The 14745-nt window shown below is 40.8% G+C and carries 18 protein-coding genes; 7 read left to right on the plus strand and 11 right to left on the minus strand.

Features of this window, described 5'->3' with window-relative positions; translation table 11 throughout:
- Window positions 1-49: 49 nt before the first annotated feature.
- The 8 genes from QYG89_RS06505 to QYG89_RS06540 form a co-directional block, all read right to left on the minus strand.
- The gene (locus tag QYG89_RS06505; RefSeq protein WP_404315812.1) at window positions 50-859 is read right to left on the minus strand and encodes an SDR family NAD(P)-dependent oxidoreductase; all 810 of its coding nucleotides are present in this window, start codon (window positions 857-859) and stop codon (window positions 50-52) included.
- 216 nt (window positions 860-1075) lie between these two features.
- Window positions 1076-2449: a M20/M25/M40 family metallo-hydrolase gene (locus QYG89_RS06510; RefSeq protein WP_404315814.1), complete on the minus strand. Its 1374-nt coding sequence runs from the start codon at window positions 2447-2449 to the stop codon at window positions 1076-1078.
- Window positions 2450-2507: 58 nt separating this feature from the next.
- Complete coding sequence (locus QYG89_RS06515; RefSeq protein ID WP_404315816.1) at window positions 2508-3566, minus strand: tetratricopeptide repeat protein; 1059 nt, start codon at window positions 3564-3566, stop codon at window positions 2508-2510.
- 47 nt (window positions 3567-3613) lie between these two features.
- Window positions 3614-4291 carry a DNA alkylation repair protein gene (locus QYG89_RS06520; protein ID WP_404315818.1) on the minus strand — a complete coding sequence of 226 codons (678 nt, stop codon included), beginning with the start codon at window positions 4289-4291 and terminating at the stop codon, window positions 3614-3616.
- Between the two features lie 176 nt (window positions 4292-4467).
- Window positions 4468-4743: a hypothetical protein gene (locus tag QYG89_RS06525; protein WP_404315820.1), complete on the minus strand. Its 276-nt coding sequence runs from the start codon at window positions 4741-4743 to the stop codon at window positions 4468-4470.
- Window positions 4744-4836: 93 nt separating this feature from the next.
- Entirely contained in the window at window positions 4837-5100 is a 264-nt protein-coding gene (locus QYG89_RS06530; protein ID WP_404315822.1) for a hypothetical protein, read from the minus strand.
- 158 nt (window positions 5101-5258) lie between these two features.
- Window positions 5259-5864 carry a DUF421 domain-containing protein gene (locus tag QYG89_RS06535; protein ID WP_404315824.1) on the minus strand — a complete coding sequence of 202 codons (606 nt, stop codon included), beginning with the start codon at window positions 5862-5864 and terminating at the stop codon, window positions 5259-5261.
- Between the two features lie 183 nt (window positions 5865-6047).
- On the minus strand, window positions 6048-6179 hold the full coding sequence (locus QYG89_RS06540) for a DUF6254 family protein (protein WP_404315826.1): 132 nt from the start codon (window positions 6177-6179) through the stop codon (window positions 6048-6050).
- 466 nt (window positions 6180-6645) lie between these two features.
- Here QYG89_RS06540 and qoxA point away from each other — a divergent pair, with 466 nt between their 5' ends.
- From qoxA to qoxD, 4 genes are all read left to right on the plus strand, one after another.
- Window positions 6646-7563, plus strand: a complete 918-nt coding sequence (qoxA, locus tag QYG89_RS06545; RefSeq protein WP_404315828.1) for a cytochrome aa3 quinol oxidase subunit II — start codon at window positions 6646-6648, stop codon at window positions 7561-7563.
- A gap of 68 nt (window positions 7564-7631) precedes the next feature.
- On the plus strand, window positions 7632-9578 hold the full coding sequence (gene qoxB / locus QYG89_RS06550) for a cytochrome aa3 quinol oxidase subunit I (protein ID WP_404315830.1): 1947 nt from the start codon (window positions 7632-7634) through the stop codon (window positions 9576-9578).
- Window positions 9578-10174 carry a cytochrome aa3 quinol oxidase subunit III gene (gene qoxC / locus QYG89_RS06555; protein WP_404315832.1) on the plus strand — a complete coding sequence of 199 codons (597 nt, stop codon included), beginning with the start codon at window positions 9578-9580 and terminating at the stop codon, window positions 10172-10174. The genes qoxB and qoxC overlap by 1 nt, the downstream gene beginning before the upstream one ends.
- A gap of 2 nt (window positions 10175-10176) precedes the next feature.
- Entirely contained in the window at window positions 10177-10461 is a 285-nt protein-coding gene (gene qoxD / locus QYG89_RS06560; RefSeq protein ID WP_404315834.1) for a cytochrome aa3 quinol oxidase subunit IV, read from the plus strand.
- Window positions 10462-10464: 3 nt separating this feature from the next.
- On the opposite strand, the gene QYG89_RS06565 is transcribed toward qoxD, so the two are convergent.
- Both QYG89_RS06565 and QYG89_RS06570 read right to left on the minus strand, forming a co-directional pair.
- Window positions 10465-10749, minus strand: a complete 285-nt coding sequence (locus tag QYG89_RS06565) for a hypothetical protein (RefSeq protein WP_404315836.1) — start codon at window positions 10747-10749, stop codon at window positions 10465-10467.
- Between the two features lie 208 nt (window positions 10750-10957).
- Entirely contained in the window at window positions 10958-12244 is a 1287-nt protein-coding gene (locus QYG89_RS06570; protein ID WP_404315838.1) for a LysM peptidoglycan-binding domain-containing protein, read from the minus strand.
- 293 nt (window positions 12245-12537) lie between these two features.
- Here QYG89_RS06570 and QYG89_RS06575 point away from each other — a divergent pair, with 293 nt between their 5' ends.
- Window positions 12538-12990, plus strand: coding sequence for a nucleoside deaminase (locus tag QYG89_RS06575; protein WP_404315840.1), 453 nt, complete (start codon window positions 12538-12540; stop codon window positions 12988-12990).
- Window positions 12991-13108: 118 nt separating this feature from the next.
- Here the strand turns inward: QYG89_RS06575 and QYG89_RS06580 are convergent, their stop codons facing one another.
- Window positions 13109-13243, minus strand: a complete 135-nt coding sequence (locus QYG89_RS06580; RefSeq protein ID WP_404315842.1) for an FbpB family small basic protein — start codon at window positions 13241-13243, stop codon at window positions 13109-13111.
- Window positions 13244-13464: 221 nt separating this feature from the next.
- On the opposite strand from QYG89_RS06580, the gene QYG89_RS06585 reads away from it, so the two are divergent.
- Both QYG89_RS06585 and QYG89_RS06590 read left to right on the plus strand, forming a co-directional pair.
- Complete coding sequence (locus tag QYG89_RS06585) at window positions 13465-13923, plus strand: OsmC family protein (protein WP_404315844.1); 459 nt, start codon at window positions 13465-13467, stop codon at window positions 13921-13923.
- 89 nt (window positions 13924-14012) lie between these two features.
- On the plus strand, window positions 14013-14423 hold the full coding sequence (locus QYG89_RS06590) for a VOC family protein (protein WP_404315846.1): 411 nt from the start codon (window positions 14013-14015) through the stop codon (window positions 14421-14423).
- Window positions 14424-14745 lie beyond the last annotated feature (322 nt).

Genomic DNA, 14745 nt, shown 5'->3' on the forward strand with positions numbered 1-14745 from the left:
TTCAGTTTCACTATGTCAATCTGTTCTGGTACCTTACTAAGATAAGCAGTTACTCCGATTGTGATTTGGCGACAAATTCATTAAAATCCGCGATGCTCGGATTAGCTATATAGTGGCCGCCTTCTACTTGAATGGTTTGTCCGGTGATAAATTTTGACTCATCAGAAGCGAGGAATAAAACCGTGTTTCCAATATCATCAGCTTCCCCGTGATACGGGAGTGCATTGAATTTCGCAAAAATATCCAATACAGCTGGAGGCATGTTATTCTTAGCAGCAGGAGTTAAAATGAGTCCTGGTGCGACAGCGTTACATCGGATTCTGTCCTTGCCATATTGAACAGCGATGTACTTTGTTAGATTGACTACTGCTGCTTTGGAAGCTCCATAGGCGGAACGTATAGAGTCGCCGGCAAATCCTGCCATGGAAGCTGTATTAATGATCGATCCTCCGCCTGCTTTAATCATGTGAGGGATGGCAAAACGGCTGCCTAACAACACGCTCTTCGCATTTACATCCATGACGCGGTCCCATTCAGCTAAGTCCATATTGACCACGTCTATGTCTTTTCTTGGGTTTGTTAAGCCGACATTATTAAAGAGAACAGTAATCGTTCCATACTTCTCCACAGTAAAATCAACCGCCGCTTTAATGGAGTCTTCCTTTGATGCATCTAGAAATACACCAACTGCCTCCCCGCCTTGTTTCTTTATACGAGCCGCTGCCTCTTTAGCTCCCTCTACATTAAAGTCAGCAATGACCACTTTCGCTCCTTCTTTTGCCATTAAAGTCGCAGCTGACAATCCAATGCCAGAAGCTCCACCAGTCACTAAAGCTACTTTTCCTTGTACACGTCCCATATTTATCTCTCCCTTTATATAGAAGTTAAAGATGATCAGATATTCTTTGTAAACAGTCCAATCGAACAAGGCTTCCAAAAATACTTTAACATCAAACTATTTAAAGTTAAAGCATTGTTTTAAAAATAAACATCCTCCCCTCAAGGTTATTTGAGATGTACAAAAGAATCCCAGCACTGAAAGGCTGGGATTCTTTTGTACATGATTAAACAGCTTTTACATATTGGGGCGTACTCTTCGATGACGGTGTTTAATCCGCCGAATGACTCTGTTCAATTCTCTCGCTTCTTGAAACACTCCTATTAACAGCTGGAGTGTCCCATAACAGGCATCGGTATCGAGCGTTTCGGACGGGGTATGTTCGTTGTGATAACCAGCCGATAAATTGACGCTTTGAATGCCGTGGGAAGCCCAAATTCTCGTGTCACTGCTTCCTCCGATTGTGCACTTCCAGCCTGTTAAGCCTTGTTTCTTTGCAGTTTCTTCGATAAAAGTACCGTAGCTCTCGGCACAAAATGGTTCGTACCCGGCGAATGAGGTAACGATGTCGCCAGTGCCGCGGCGGTCAACGACAAAGGCAGCGTCTACGTCCCATAGAAAATAGTCATCCACGCTTCTCGCCCCGATTAAACCGATTTCTTCCTCAACGGTAAAAATGAATTTGACTTTGCCGTTGAATTGGAATTCATGAAGGCGCTGGGCAAGCTCTAGCAAGACAGCTATTCCTGCCCTGTCATCCGCTCCTAATATGCCTTTACTGCTGGACCAAATCGCCCCTTCCTTGATTATTTCCCTTCCTTTCTCAATGACATCGACTGTGTCCAAATGAGCATTTAACAAAATAACAGGTCCCTGACCCGTTCCGCACACTTTTTGGGCGAGAATATTTCCAGTTCGGTCTACGGCAACGACATCTACATAGGGGTGTAAATGCTCCACGACAAATTGGCGTATCTCATCTTCATTTCCACTTTCCCCATTAATAGACAAACACTGTTCGAGCTGGTGAAGGAATAGCTGTTTTTTCATACTTGCTGCTTCTTCGTTCAGCCATTCTTTTTGAACATTGTTAAGCTTTTCAGTGATGTTCAGAAGCTGATCGCGCGACACAGATATGTTTATTTGCCGGTTTCTCACCAAAATTTTGGATAACCCAGCCGCTTGCAGAACGCTGCTTGCCTTTTCCATATCGACCCATGAAGCAAATTCAATGACCGGTCTTCGCCGCCCGCGGCCGCCATTGCAATGAATGACAGGAAGCCCGAGACGATGCAGCTGCCGGACCATCCCGGACATATATGTGTCTATCTCCTTTATCTTTGGCTCCTCTTTTCCGGAATGAAACCATGGCCATTCTCCAGTACCCCGGTATCTAGCACCCATACAACGTAACCACGCTTCCTCAGAGACTGCCGGACTTAAAATGGATAAGATTCCATGTTCAAATGTATACTCTATAGAAAGTGTTCTTAAGCTCTCCAGTAAAAAGCTCATATTCTCTTCGCTTTCCTCCCAGCAGATCCATACATTTCGGCTTTGTTCCTGCACCATAAACCCTTGACGGATGAATAAACGATTCCAATTTTTCATCTAATCATCTCCTTTTCGTTTATGGCTTTAGTGTCTCATAGCTGCTGTGACACCCCTGTCACAGCCTTTTTATCCCCCCCCCCATTTCTTCATCTACACGGTACATCACAATGTATGGCAATGACTGGTCAAAATAATAAGCTGTTTCTCCCGCGTAATTAGTCGTTTGAATGACGTCTGGAATTCTGCATTCCCTCATGTCATGTCTTATCCGGCGAATCTTTTGCCTAAAGTTTTCTATATTGACCTCTTCCCTAGCATTCAGTTGAAGAAAAAAGTTTTTCAATGTATTTCGTGTAGCTGGTGAATCTTTAGAAGTGTTCAACAGCAAATACCGCAGGATGTCCCCACGTTCTTGACTGATGTTTGCTTGATCCTCATTAAAAAGCAGGTTAATAGTTCGATCGTTAAAATATAAAACAATCGTATTTTCAGGTTCATGAGTCATAAGCTCTTCACACTCTTCTTTTGCACATGTCGTTTTTTCCTCTTGGCTGATTTTATAAAAGGCGTGTTTTTCTAAGTACCGCTCATTCTTTGCCAAACTCTCATACAGAGTGGAAAATTGATAATTTGGGAGCTCCTGCCGGCTATTACGCGGCAGCTCATCCATCCGTTCATATGTATGTTTAGCAATATGCAAGGCGCTGTTCGTTAAATAGAGATGAGCATGGACTAGCTGCGTTTCATTCAATTGATACCTTGCTTCTTCATAACGGTTTTGATGATTGATCGCCTCTTGGAAATAAATTAAGGCTTTCGTATAATCCTTTCGTTTGTATGATAAAAAACCAAGCCTGTACGCCGCGATCGGATTTCTTCGATCATACGTTAAGGCTTTTTTTAAACAACGAACAGCCGCAGTTTCATCCTTTTCATATTGCATTTTAAGATACGTTCCATAATGAATGAGATAAAACACAAGCTTCTTGGTGACATATTCTAGATAGCTCTGATCTTCATTTTTCTCTTGAGCTCGTTTTTTCAATTTGTGATGCATTTCTTCATACACCGCTATTTTCTGAGAATATAGAGAATAGTTGCCTTCTTCTTCCTGATCATGAAGCGTTTGTTCTAACTCCTCTAGCTCTTCCATTGTCATATCCCTTAAGCGCACTTCACTCTCCCCCTTTTAATCCGTTAATTGATTGTTTGTTTATCAAATTATGATCGTATATATTTCAATCCTTCTCTCTTCGCTAAATTCGACAATTCCTGATTTTCTATAAAACGAACAACAGCATCCCCATTCGTTTTAGAATACTCCCTTAACGACCACCCAATCGCTTTTTGTATAAAGAACTCATTAATATGAGCCGTACGCTCAATAATAGAAAACAGCAGCTGTTCATTCGTTTGGTCTTTATATTTTAATTGGAAAAGGATCATCGTCCGCTTGAGCCATATATTTTCTGACTGAAGCCACTCCTCACCGCGCTGCTCAATAAGATGTGGATAGTTAAAAAAGAGAGTCCCAACGAGATGGCTGGCAATTAGATCCACTGTATCCCACCATGATTTAGTGACAAGTAAGTATTCTAACAAATCGATATCAGTTTCTACTACATGCTTTTTCTTTTTAATGAGATAGTCTAGCGCAATATATTGATATTCTCTTTCAGGCATTTCCCATAGCCCGGTGATAAAGGATCGCAACGATTCGTTTGGGATCGTGCCGACGTTTTTCAGCCAATGTGCGGAGATCTTCTTTCTTTCAGGTGCCCTAATACCGATAAAAGAAAACAACCCCTTCATATACTTCTCCATCGCAATAGCATTTTCCAGATGACGATGCTCTTCTAACGCAGTAGTCAATGAATAAATACACGCTTTACTATTCATCTCTTCTCCCTCCACCTTTCAATATATGGATAATCAGATGATCTCTCCTCATTTTTTATGTACTTCTAGTTTATCAAACGTTTTCCTAATACTTTCATACAACACAAAAAAACCGCTTTATGCGGCCATTATCTTGAAGCGAATAAGTTGTTTTTTCTGTTACTGACGGTCCTTCCTCACTTTTTGTTCAAATAAGCAATAATGCTTGTTTTTAAAGAAGCGTAGGAACCGACGGCTGCGTAACCGTAAAACCATCCCATAAACAGCCCGGCCACTATATGACCCCTGTGGCTGATAAAAACAGAGATGAATAATCCGATCAACAGCGCGACAAATGGAACGAATGTTTTACGTGTTTTGAAAAACACCTTGATGAGCTGTGTCAGTATCATCACTACCGGTACGGCAATGACAGCGTCCCAGAAATTTGTATGTATCGTAGGGAATTCCATAAACAACTACACCACCTTCTATTATATAAGGTGGCTCGATGTTCATTTATTTATCCTAAAAAATAAGCAAAGTGATGATCCGTGACGTAACATTCACCTAGACATGTTCATTTTTGCTATTTCCTTTGTCAATTGGTCAATTTGCTGTTGCATCTTTTCAAGCTTTTCATCTAATTCCTTTTGCTCCTGTTTCGCTTTTACATCATCAATGATGGCTTCATCTATCGCCTGTAAAGCGGCAACCGTTGCAATGGCATCGGCAAGTGTAGTAAGAGCGACTGCTATTAAGGCCAGTCTAAGACTAGAAGTTACTGGGGATTGATCCGTTTGCTCCTGCTGTGAATTCGTTTTATTCATGTAACCTCCCCCTTGTTTGACCATAATTGGAAAGACTCACATTAAGTTTATGTTCGGGGTTCTGCATACATGCCATTTTCGATGAATTCGCGGAATCATAGTCTAGTAAAAAAAGAAACAGCAGAATATATCCTCTGTGTCTGTCAAGCAACTGAAAGTCAATGAAGCAGATCACTTTTGTTATCGATATACAATGTGCCATCCTTTTGAACTTCTGCGTAAAAGATATCGGAAACTGAGTTCACACCAGCTGACTGAAGTTGTTGATCCAGCCACTTCTTATCAAGGTTTAATTTTCTCAAGTTTTCTTCATCTATTTTTCCATCAGAAATAACTGCCATGGAAATGGGAAAAACATCATCATTGTATGGTTGAATATTCATATCACTTTTCATTACAGGCTGCTTTGATTCTTTTTTCATAACCGAAAGAGTCCCATCTGTTTCAAAGATGGCATAGTCCACGTCGGAAATAGAAAATACATTTTTCTTTCGTAATAAAGTGTTTAGAGAATCGGTATCCAATCGTACTTTACGAAGGACATCTTCCATGATTTGGCCTTTTCTAATTAGAATGATCGGCTGCCCTACAATAGCATAGCAGGCACTTTTAGACTTTATATCTAAAAACCCCAGAAAGATCGTAAAAGCGCTCCATCCTACTAAGGCAATTAATCCATTGCGGATGCTTAATGAATTCTCAATTGCAAGGGATGCACCAATCGTACCAATTGAAATGGCGGATACAAAATTAAAAAAAGTCACCTAAGACATTTCACACAAAGAACTGTCCCAAAAACAGCTAAAGAGGCTCTCCCAAGAACACATAGGTTCCGATCCCATATCACCAATATACTTTATACTAAAAGAATGAACATCCACTGTATGAAGTATATTGAGAGTGAGATCAGACCTTGGTGGGACAGCCTCTTTTACTTTAGCTATTGTTTACTTGTGATTGGATTCATTTCTTCCCGCGTCTTCGGCCAGCTGTTCAAAAGACTTTACTTTGCCATGCGGGTTTTGAGATTGTTTCCTTGTTTTCCATTGCCGTTCTTCTTGCCGTTTCGATTGAGTCATTTTGCTAACTCCCCTTTACATAGGATTCATCCATAATAGATTAACCTTTAAGACCATTTTTATACTAAGAACACCCACTAAAGCTATTCCAATATAACGAAAACCAAAAGAGACTGACCCCCTAGCACTTTCCCCTTTTTTTCCCTTTCTTAGACTTCGCAGCTCGGAAGACAATTATCCACAATCATCTTCATGATGTACGCAATATATTTTTTTACTCATTGAAACATTTTTTTGTCCCAATTTCATGGAAAATGTGGTTTGCCGTTCCTGCTCTGTTGCTTTATTAACTATTTTGTGACATATATCGTAACTTTTTTATTGAACATTTTGTGATAACTATCACAACCTGTTGTTTATTTAAATTAATGATATTAAGATAAAAACATCGTGGTGAGAGACGCCTCACTTTCGCCATACTTATTTATGTTATTAAACTTCTAATATACAAGAAAGGGGTACATCCATGAAATTGAAACAGGCCTTTTTATTCGTTGTTTTCCTTATGGCTACAGTGCTGGCAGGTTGTGAACCATTACTGGTCCTCGATCCTAAAGGCCCGCAAGCTGCAAGGCAGGCCAGTGACATTATGCTATCCATTGGGATTATGTCATTCATTGTTATTGTTGTTTTTTCTATTTTAGTATTCGTGTTAATCAAGTACCGTGCTTCGAAACAAAGTCCAGATTATGAGCCTCCTCATATTGAGGGCAACACATTAGTCGAAGCCATTTGTGTAGGGATTCCAGTTATCATTGTCATTATCCTTTCAATTGTTTCTGTTCGAAGCAATTATATCGTAGAGGCGAAACCACAAGGATACGGAGATAAAGAACCATTAGTTATTTATGCTTCATCTTCTGACTGGAAATGGCATTTTAGTTACCCAGAACAAGATATTGAAACGGTGAACTACTTGTACATTCCAACAGATCGTCCGATTGAATTTAAACTTTATTCATACGGACCAATCACAAGCTTCTGGATTCCGCAGCTTGGCGGACAAAAGTATGCCATGTCTGACATGGTCACTACATTGCACTTAGCAGCCGATGTTCCAGGTGAATACATGGGAAGAAATGCGAACTTCAGCGGTAAAGGCTTCGCTGAAAATACGTTCGACGTAACAGCGATGTCTCAAACTAAATTTGATGAATGGGTAGACGAGGTAAAAGAAACGGCTAAACCTTTAACTGAAGAAAAGTTTGATGAGTTATTGGAACCTGGTCATCTTGGACGCTCGACGTATACTGGAACTCACTTAGAATTTGCGCCAGCTCCTGAAGGCGAACATGCTGGACATCACCACGGAACAGATAATTCTGATGAACAGTCCGAACATCATCACGAATCAAGCAGTTCTGAGGAGCATCATCACGAATAATTTCTAAGCTTTATCACAACTAACTTTATGTAACAAGTACTTTATTTCCTGAAAGGAGCCACAAAAGTATGGAGTTCTTTGAGAGATTTGCTATCCCTCATCCAAGCCCTGCGATTTACGCATCAATGGTAGCAATTGGTCTTACAACTGTTGCGATCCTTCTCGGCTTGACCTATTTTAAAAAATGGGGTTATCTGTGGCGTGAATGGTTAACGACAGTTGACCATAAACGTATCGGTATTATGTATTTAATCTCAGCTTTAATTATGCTATTCCGTGGCGGAGTAGATGCGGTTATGATGCGTGCTCAACTTGCCGCACCAGATATGAAGCTGTTAGATGCGCAGCACTATAATGAAATTTTCACAACGCACGGGATCGTTATGATCTTATTTATGGCTATGCCATTTATTATGGCCCTAATGAACTTCGTTGTTCCATTACAAATTGGAGCTCGTGACGTAGCATTCCCACGTTTGAATGCACTAAGCTTCTGGTTATTCTTTATGGGTGCCATGCTATTTAATATCTCTTTCGTCGTTGGTGGTTCTCCAGATGCAGGCTGGACTTCTTATTTCCCGCTTGCAGGTAACGATTTCAGCCAATCTGTAGGAACGAACTATTATATGATCGCGATTCAGATTGCTGGTATTGGTACATTAATGACTGGTATTAACTTTATTACTACCATTTTCAAAATGAGAGCACCTGGCATGACATTAATGAAAATGCCAATGTTCACATGGTCTTGTTTAGTTGCTAACGTCATCATTATTTTCGCTTTCCCTGTATTAACAGTAGCGCTTGCAATGGGAACAATGGACCGTCTGTTTGGAACAAACTTCTTTACAGTAGATAATGGCGGTATGGATATGCTTTGGGCGAACTTGTTCTGGGTTTGGGGACATCCTGAGGTTTATATCTTAATTTTACCGGCGTTCGGTATTTACAGTGAAGTTATTTCAACGTTTGCACGTCGTAACTTGTATGGTTATAAATCAATGGTTGCTTCCATGGTGATCATTTCACTGCTTTCATTCTTAGTATGGACGCACCACTTCTTTACAATGGGTCAAGGAGCACTGACTAACAGTATCTTCTCGATTACAACAATGGCCATTGCTGTTCCGACAGGGGTTAAAATCTTTAACTGGCTGTTCACGCTTTGGAAAGGTAAGATTGTCTTTACTACTCCAATGCTTTATTCAATGCTTTTCATTCCGCTATTTACAATTGGCGGGGTAACTGGGGTTATGCTTGCGATGTCAGCTGCTGACTACCAGTACCATAATACAATGTTCTTAGTCGCTCACTTCCATAACGTAATTATTCCAGGTGTAGTATTCGCTATGCTTGCTGGTCTCACTTACTATTGGCCAAAAATGTTCGGCTTCATGTTAAATGAAAGAATCGGTAAATGGGCAGCTTGGGCTAACGCCATCGGCTTTGTCTTAGCTTTCATGCCTATGTATGTTACTGGTTTAGACGGACAGGCTCGTCGTATGTATACGTACTCTGAATCAACTGGATTTGGGCCATTAAATATGGTTTCATTCGTCGGAGCCATCATTATGGCAGTCGGCTTCATCCTAATCGCCTATAACGTCTACTACAGTACTCGTTATGCTTCACGCGATATCAGCGCTGATCCATGGGATGCACGCTCTCTTGAATGGGCTACACATAGTCCAGTACCAGAATATAACTTTGCTATTGTGCCACAAGTAGCATCAAGCGAAGCTTTCTGGGATGCGAAGAAGAACGGTCATGAATTGTTCAAAGGTGAATATGAGAAAATTCACATGCCAAATAACAGCGGTGTACCGTTTATCATGAGTTGTATCTTTTTCATCTGGGGATTCTGTCTAATATTCAGCATGTGGGTTCCAGCTATTATTGCTACAATCGGAATCTTTGCTTGTATGACTCATCGTTCATTTGAAAAAGATCACGGCCGTTACATTTCTGTGAAAGAAATCGAAGAAACAGAATCAAAAATACGAGGTGCTAGCTAATGAAAATCAATCACTCGCTGCCACTTGAATATAGTACTGAAGAAAATCAGTTAAAAATCTTAGGCTTTTGGATCTTTCTTGGTGCGGAAATCATGCTTTTCGCTACGCTGTTCGCTTCCTATTTCACATTAGTGGATCGTACAGGTAATGGTCCTTCTGGAGCAGAGATCTTTGAAATCACTCCAGTATTAATTGAAACAATCGTTCTTTTAACGAGCAGCTTTACGATCGGTCTTGGAATTCATGCGATGCGTCTTGGCCGGAAGAAAGCAATGATGTCATTCTTTGCTATCACCCTTCTTCTTGGCGCAGGATTCCTAGCCGTTGAAATTTATGAGTTCGTTCACTATGTTCACATTGGAGCAGGAATACAGACAAGTGCATTTACATCGATCCTATTAACAACGTTAGGAACGCACGGAGCGCACGTTACCCTTGGTTTATTCTGGGGATCATTCATCCTTATGCAAGTGAAAAAACGCGGGTTAACTCCTGAAACAGCTAATAAATCATTTATCTTTTCTCTGTACTGGCATTTCCTAGACGTCGTTTGGATCTTCATCTTCAGCTTCGTCTATTTGAAAGGAATGATGTAAACATGAGCGAATTATTTCCTCGCAATCAGGTAATGGGCTTTGTATTTTCGATGGTGCTGACTGCCGCTGCTCTGCTTGTTTACTTCCTAGACATGTCATTTACAGTAGGCATGACAGTTCTTCTCATCACAGCATTCATACAAGCTGGCCTTCAGTTAGTTGTATTTATGCATGCTGGTGAAACTGGCGATAAAGGCACAATCTACACGAACATCTTTTATGCATTGATCATTGCACTAGTAACGATCTTCGGTACATTACTTTGCATGATCTGGGGTTACGTTTAATTATTAAGATCTACCAAAAGGAGCGCCTGCAATGGTGCTCTTTTTTGTTTGAATTGGAGATGCTACTTCAATTCCTTTATCTGTTTTCTCATACATTTCTTCTGTTGCTACGAAGAAGACCCCCATTAAAAAGATGAATATAGCCCCGCTGACCATTCCAATACCAACTGGAGTCAACACACTGTAACCGCTTTCAAGTAATCCTGCTAAAAAAATGATGAATCCAATTGTCAGTAATGAGCCTCCAGCATACTTTACGGCATTTAACATTTTTCCTCTTGATTCCATTTTATCCATCCTCCTTTGCATTTATTATTCACTAAATTCACAAAATTGTCAATTTATTTTTATATTTCCGACACATTTTTTGTTGACACAAATAAAAATTATTCACCTCCTCTTAAACTGTACTTTTTTCTAATCAAAAAAACCTATTGGAATAGGTTTTTTTGAAAAAACTTGTTACTTTTTCAACCGGACTGTATACGGATAAAAATTACCCTCTTTTCCTAATAGTAAAATTGTCTCGCAGCAGCAGCCAATTTTGCGGGAAGGAAAGGCCTAGCTTCCAATACATAATCCCCCTTAGATTAAACTGCTTAAGTAAATTAAACTTTGCTTGAATGCTGCGTGCGTCTTCGAACCACACTTCATGCTGCACTCCTGCATCATTGATATATCGGAAGAATGGTGCCTGAGCTTGATAATCATACTGAATTTGAGCGTTTTCCCTCAGTGCGATGGCGATGGCCTGCTGAGGACTGACCGCACGTGCTGGGGGTCCTCCTGCCGGCGGATAAGGAGCCGCCCAGTCATACCCGTATAAATTTTGCCCTAACAAAATTTTATTTCGCGGAATGACACTCACTGCGTACTGCACCACATTACGGACCGGACCGATTGGACTGACCGCCTGAGGCATACTGTACGTAAATCCCCATTCATATGTCATAAGAGCAACAAAATCAACGATGCTGCCAATGGCCCTATAATCATGAGCTCCATAAATTCCTGTTGTGACATCGCTTGCTTTCGGGGCAACTGCAGCCGATATCATCAACCCAGCAGCATGAAACCTGTCTCTCGCTCTTCTCAGAAAGTTCGTATATAACTGCCGATCCTCAGGCCTCATTATTTCAAAGTCAAAGTGAATATCCTTATATCCCACTTCATTGGCAATTTGAATGAGGTTTCCAAATAACTGATTTTGTGCTGCCTCGTTGGTAAATATAGCATGAGCCAGATCAGCACTGAACTGAAAATCCTCTATATTGGTAACAACGAGAACGTTAATAACTCCCGCAGAACTAGCAATATTCGGTATATTATCAATCGTTGGGCGATCTACAGACCCGTCACGTTTCGCTTGATAGCTGAACATCGCAAGATAAGTTAAATCATTGACTCGATTGCGCACTTCAGTGATCATCGTTTGAGAAACCGTTCTTTGCGGCTCAACGTATAGCAATGAGTCGATCGCCGATTTCGGCCGCGGTGGGATATAAAGTCGCTGCCCCACCTGGAGAGGTGCCGAAGCGGATATATTGTTCACACGTGCAAGTTCATTGACAGACACTCCATATATTCTTGCTATGCTGGATAAGGATTGTCCTCGTTGAACCCAATGATAGCTTCCCACAATTGGTATCACCAACGCCTGCCCCACGACAAGCCGCGAAGGATCAGGTAATTCATTCGCCTCTGCAATAGACTGCACCGAAGTTCCGTACACTCGAGCAATGCCATACAAACTTTGGCCCCTTTGAACAACATGAATCTGCACAACAAGCACCTGCCTTTCGTTAATGAAAGTTTGCCTCACCATTAAATATATTTGTGGGGTATACATAGTATTCGAAGGAAATCTTTGAGAGGCGGCGGGCGGCCGAATATTAGTGGCAGTCGACCGCATCGTGCCGGGACTCGACTGAATATGGGCGCAGGCCGGCTTCAAGGTGAACAGCACTCTAGTCCGAAAGCCTTCTGCCAACAAATTTTAATCACAGCACCGTTAGGAAAAATAACTATTCGTGCATTATAATAGTTCTGATCATTATTTATTCCGGAGGTTTGAAAATGGACAAGTTTATGGAACGAGCAGTGGAATTAGCTGTAAAGAATGTACAAGAAGGCGGACAGCCATTTGGTGCTGTACTTGTCAAAGATGACAATATGATTGCTGAAGGTGTCAATGAACTGCACAAAGTATATGATGTGAGCGGGCATGCGGAATTGCTGGCGATCCGCCGTGCGCAGGAGCAATTACAAACCAATGATCTATCCGGTTACACGATGTACGCAAGCGGGGAGCCTTGTGCTATGTGCTTAACCGCAATGTACTTTGCAGGCATCGAGAAAGTCTTTTACTGTGCAGAGGTAGAAGATGCAGCGGCAGCAGGATTAGAAAAATCAAAAATGATCTATGAAGACTTGAAAAAATCAAAAGAAGAACGCACCATTTCCATGATCCGCATGCCGCTGAATAAAGGACAGGAAAACCCGATGAAGCTTTGGGCAGAGCGTTCATAACATATCTAAACGACGGAAGCGAAAAAACACAAGAATAAAATAGTGCTATATTTTTTATAAACACGACTAAAATGTGCACACTAGGCCATCAACTAAAAATAAAAAAAAGCTAGCTCTGTTAGGCTAGCTTTTTTAATTCATGACGCTCTTCTATACGCTTTTCGATTTTTTCTAAAGCTATTTTATCGTTAAGAATTTGTTGTTTATTTTCGTTCACTAGTTCTTCAAACGATTTTTTATGTTTAAAGCGCATAATTACACCCCTTTACACTGTAATAGTTTCTAAGATGACATGTACCCAGCAAAGTTGGATGTTTAGAATGAATTTTCTGAACATTTACTGTCCTCTTTATAATACGATAATCAACTTCATTTTAACAGTGATTATTTTGACATTACGGTGAATATTTTGACATGTGTGTGAAGGATTTTTATGTAAAGCTTAAAAATTTTATAAAAGAGGAGACAAATCATATGGCACTGCACCATTTTCATTTAAAAGCTCATTGGCCTGGCCTTCGCAATGATGCAGGTAAAATTGAGGCCGGCAATTTAAAAACGGAAGTATCAATCCCTCCAGAAATGAATGGACCGGGGATTGGGACAAATCCAGATGAAATGCTGCTTGGAGCGGCGGCTACTTGCTATATTATTACCTTAGCCGCGATGATGGAGCGAAGCAGACTCGAGAAAGAAGATCTGACGATGGAATCGGAAGGCATTGTGGATGTGACGAATGGTGTGATTACTTATCAAACCATTATCCATCGCCCAAATATCATTTTAAAATCAAACGCCTCTGACAAAGACAAGAAACTGGCACAAAAGTTAGCTGAAAAAGCAGAAAAATCTTGCATGATCAGCCGAGCGCTCAAAGGAAATGTGGACGTACAGCTGGAAACCTTTATTCAAACGGCTCATGAATGTAATTGATTCGCAGTTGACAAGACGGAATTGTTCGGAGAAAATATGAATACACACATAAGAACATACGTTCACTTTTAAAAAGGAGTGGTTAATCAGTGGAACTGTCTAATCAAAAAATTACCACATTTTTAATGTTTACTGGAACGGCTGAAGAGGCGATGAATCATTATATGTCCATCTTTGATGAATCAGAAATTATTCATATTCTGCGTTACGGGCCGAATCAAGGCGGCAAGGAAGGCTCGGTTCTGCATGCCTCGTTTAAATTAAAAGGACAAGTATTCATGTGCATCGACAATAATAACGGGGACGATCATCCCTTTACCCCTGCCATGTCCTTGTTTGTTACTTGTGATGCGGAAGAAGAAATCGACCAAGTGTTTGCGAAGTTATCCGAAGGCGGTACCGTCTTAATGCCGTTAGCTCCCTCCCCTTTCAGTGAAAAGTTTGGATGGGTTGCAGATAAATACGGGGTATCGTGGCAGTTAAATTTACCGAAAAGCTGACAATCGTTTTTATAGTATCAGTGCCAGACTCTCTCTTCCAATTTAGAGGTCTGGCACTTTGTTTTAAATTAAATAAATCAAAGCTAAAACAGTTGCAAAACCTGAAGAGTAAACCAACTCTTCCTGTATTCCTCCTCTTCCTAAAGACATCATTGACATTCATTATTATCCATTAACTGCTCATCTCTCCTACATATTGTATTTCACCGTACAAAGTCTTCCAGTCACCTCCCCTTTCCTGCATCTTACCTGTATAATGGCTTCCAAAAAGCCATCCCATCATACAATGGGAGTAAGATCAAACCACATCAAAAAATGACTA

Origin of the sequence: Bacillus lumedeiriae, from assembly GCF_044891285.1 — a bacterium.
Lineage (GTDB): Bacteria > Bacillota > Bacilli > Bacillales > Domibacillaceae > Pseudobacillus > Pseudobacillus lumedeiriae.

Excerpts from the sequence above, each read along its gene's own strand:
- QYG89_RS06505 (WP_404315812.1), bottom strand. The coding sequence starts at position 859 with ATGGGACGTGTACAAGGAAAAGTAGCTTTAGTGACTGGTGGAGCTTCT.
- QYG89_RS06510 (WP_404315814.1), bottom strand. The coding sequence starts at position 2,449 with ATGAAAAATTGGAATCGTTTATTCATCCGTCAAGGGTTTATGGTGCAG.
- QYG89_RS06520 (WP_404315818.1), bottom strand. The coding sequence starts at position 4,291 with ATGAATAGTAAAGCGTGTATTTATTCATTGACTACTGCGTTAGAAGAG.
- QYG89_RS06525 (WP_404315820.1), bottom strand. The coding sequence starts at position 4,743 with ATGGAATTCCCTACGATACATACAAATTTCTGGGACGCTGTCATTGCC.
- QYG89_RS06530 (WP_404315822.1), bottom strand. The coding sequence starts at position 5,100 with ATGAATAAAACGAATTCACAGCAGGAGCAAACGGATCAATCCCCAGTA.
- QYG89_RS06540 (WP_404315826.1), bottom strand. The coding sequence starts at position 6,179 with ATGACTCAATCGAAACGGCAAGAAGAACGGCAATGGAAAACAAGGAAA.
- qoxA (WP_404315828.1), top strand. The coding sequence starts at position 6,646 with ATGAAATTGAAACAGGCCTTTTTATTCGTTGTTTTCCTTATGGCTACA.
- qoxB (WP_404315830.1), top strand. The coding sequence starts at position 7,632 with ATGGAGTTCTTTGAGAGATTTGCTATCCCTCATCCAAGCCCTGCGATT.
- qoxC (WP_404315832.1), top strand. The coding sequence starts at position 9,578 with ATGAAAATCAATCACTCGCTGCCACTTGAATATAGTACTGAAGAAAAT.
- qoxD (WP_404315834.1), top strand. The coding sequence starts at position 10,177 with ATGAGCGAATTATTTCCTCGCAATCAGGTAATGGGCTTTGTATTTTCG.
- QYG89_RS06565 (WP_404315836.1), bottom strand. The coding sequence starts at position 10,749 with ATGGAATCAAGAGGAAAAATGTTAAATGCCGTAAAGTATGCTGGAGGC.
- QYG89_RS06575 (WP_404315840.1), top strand. The coding sequence starts at position 12,538 with ATGGACAAGTTTATGGAACGAGCAGTGGAATTAGCTGTAAAGAATGTA.
- QYG89_RS06580 (WP_404315842.1), bottom strand. The coding sequence starts at position 13,243 with ATGCGCTTTAAACATAAAAAATCGTTTGAAGAACTAGTGAACGAAAAT.
- QYG89_RS06585 (WP_404315844.1), top strand. The coding sequence starts at position 13,465 with ATGGCACTGCACCATTTTCATTTAAAAGCTCATTGGCCTGGCCTTCGC.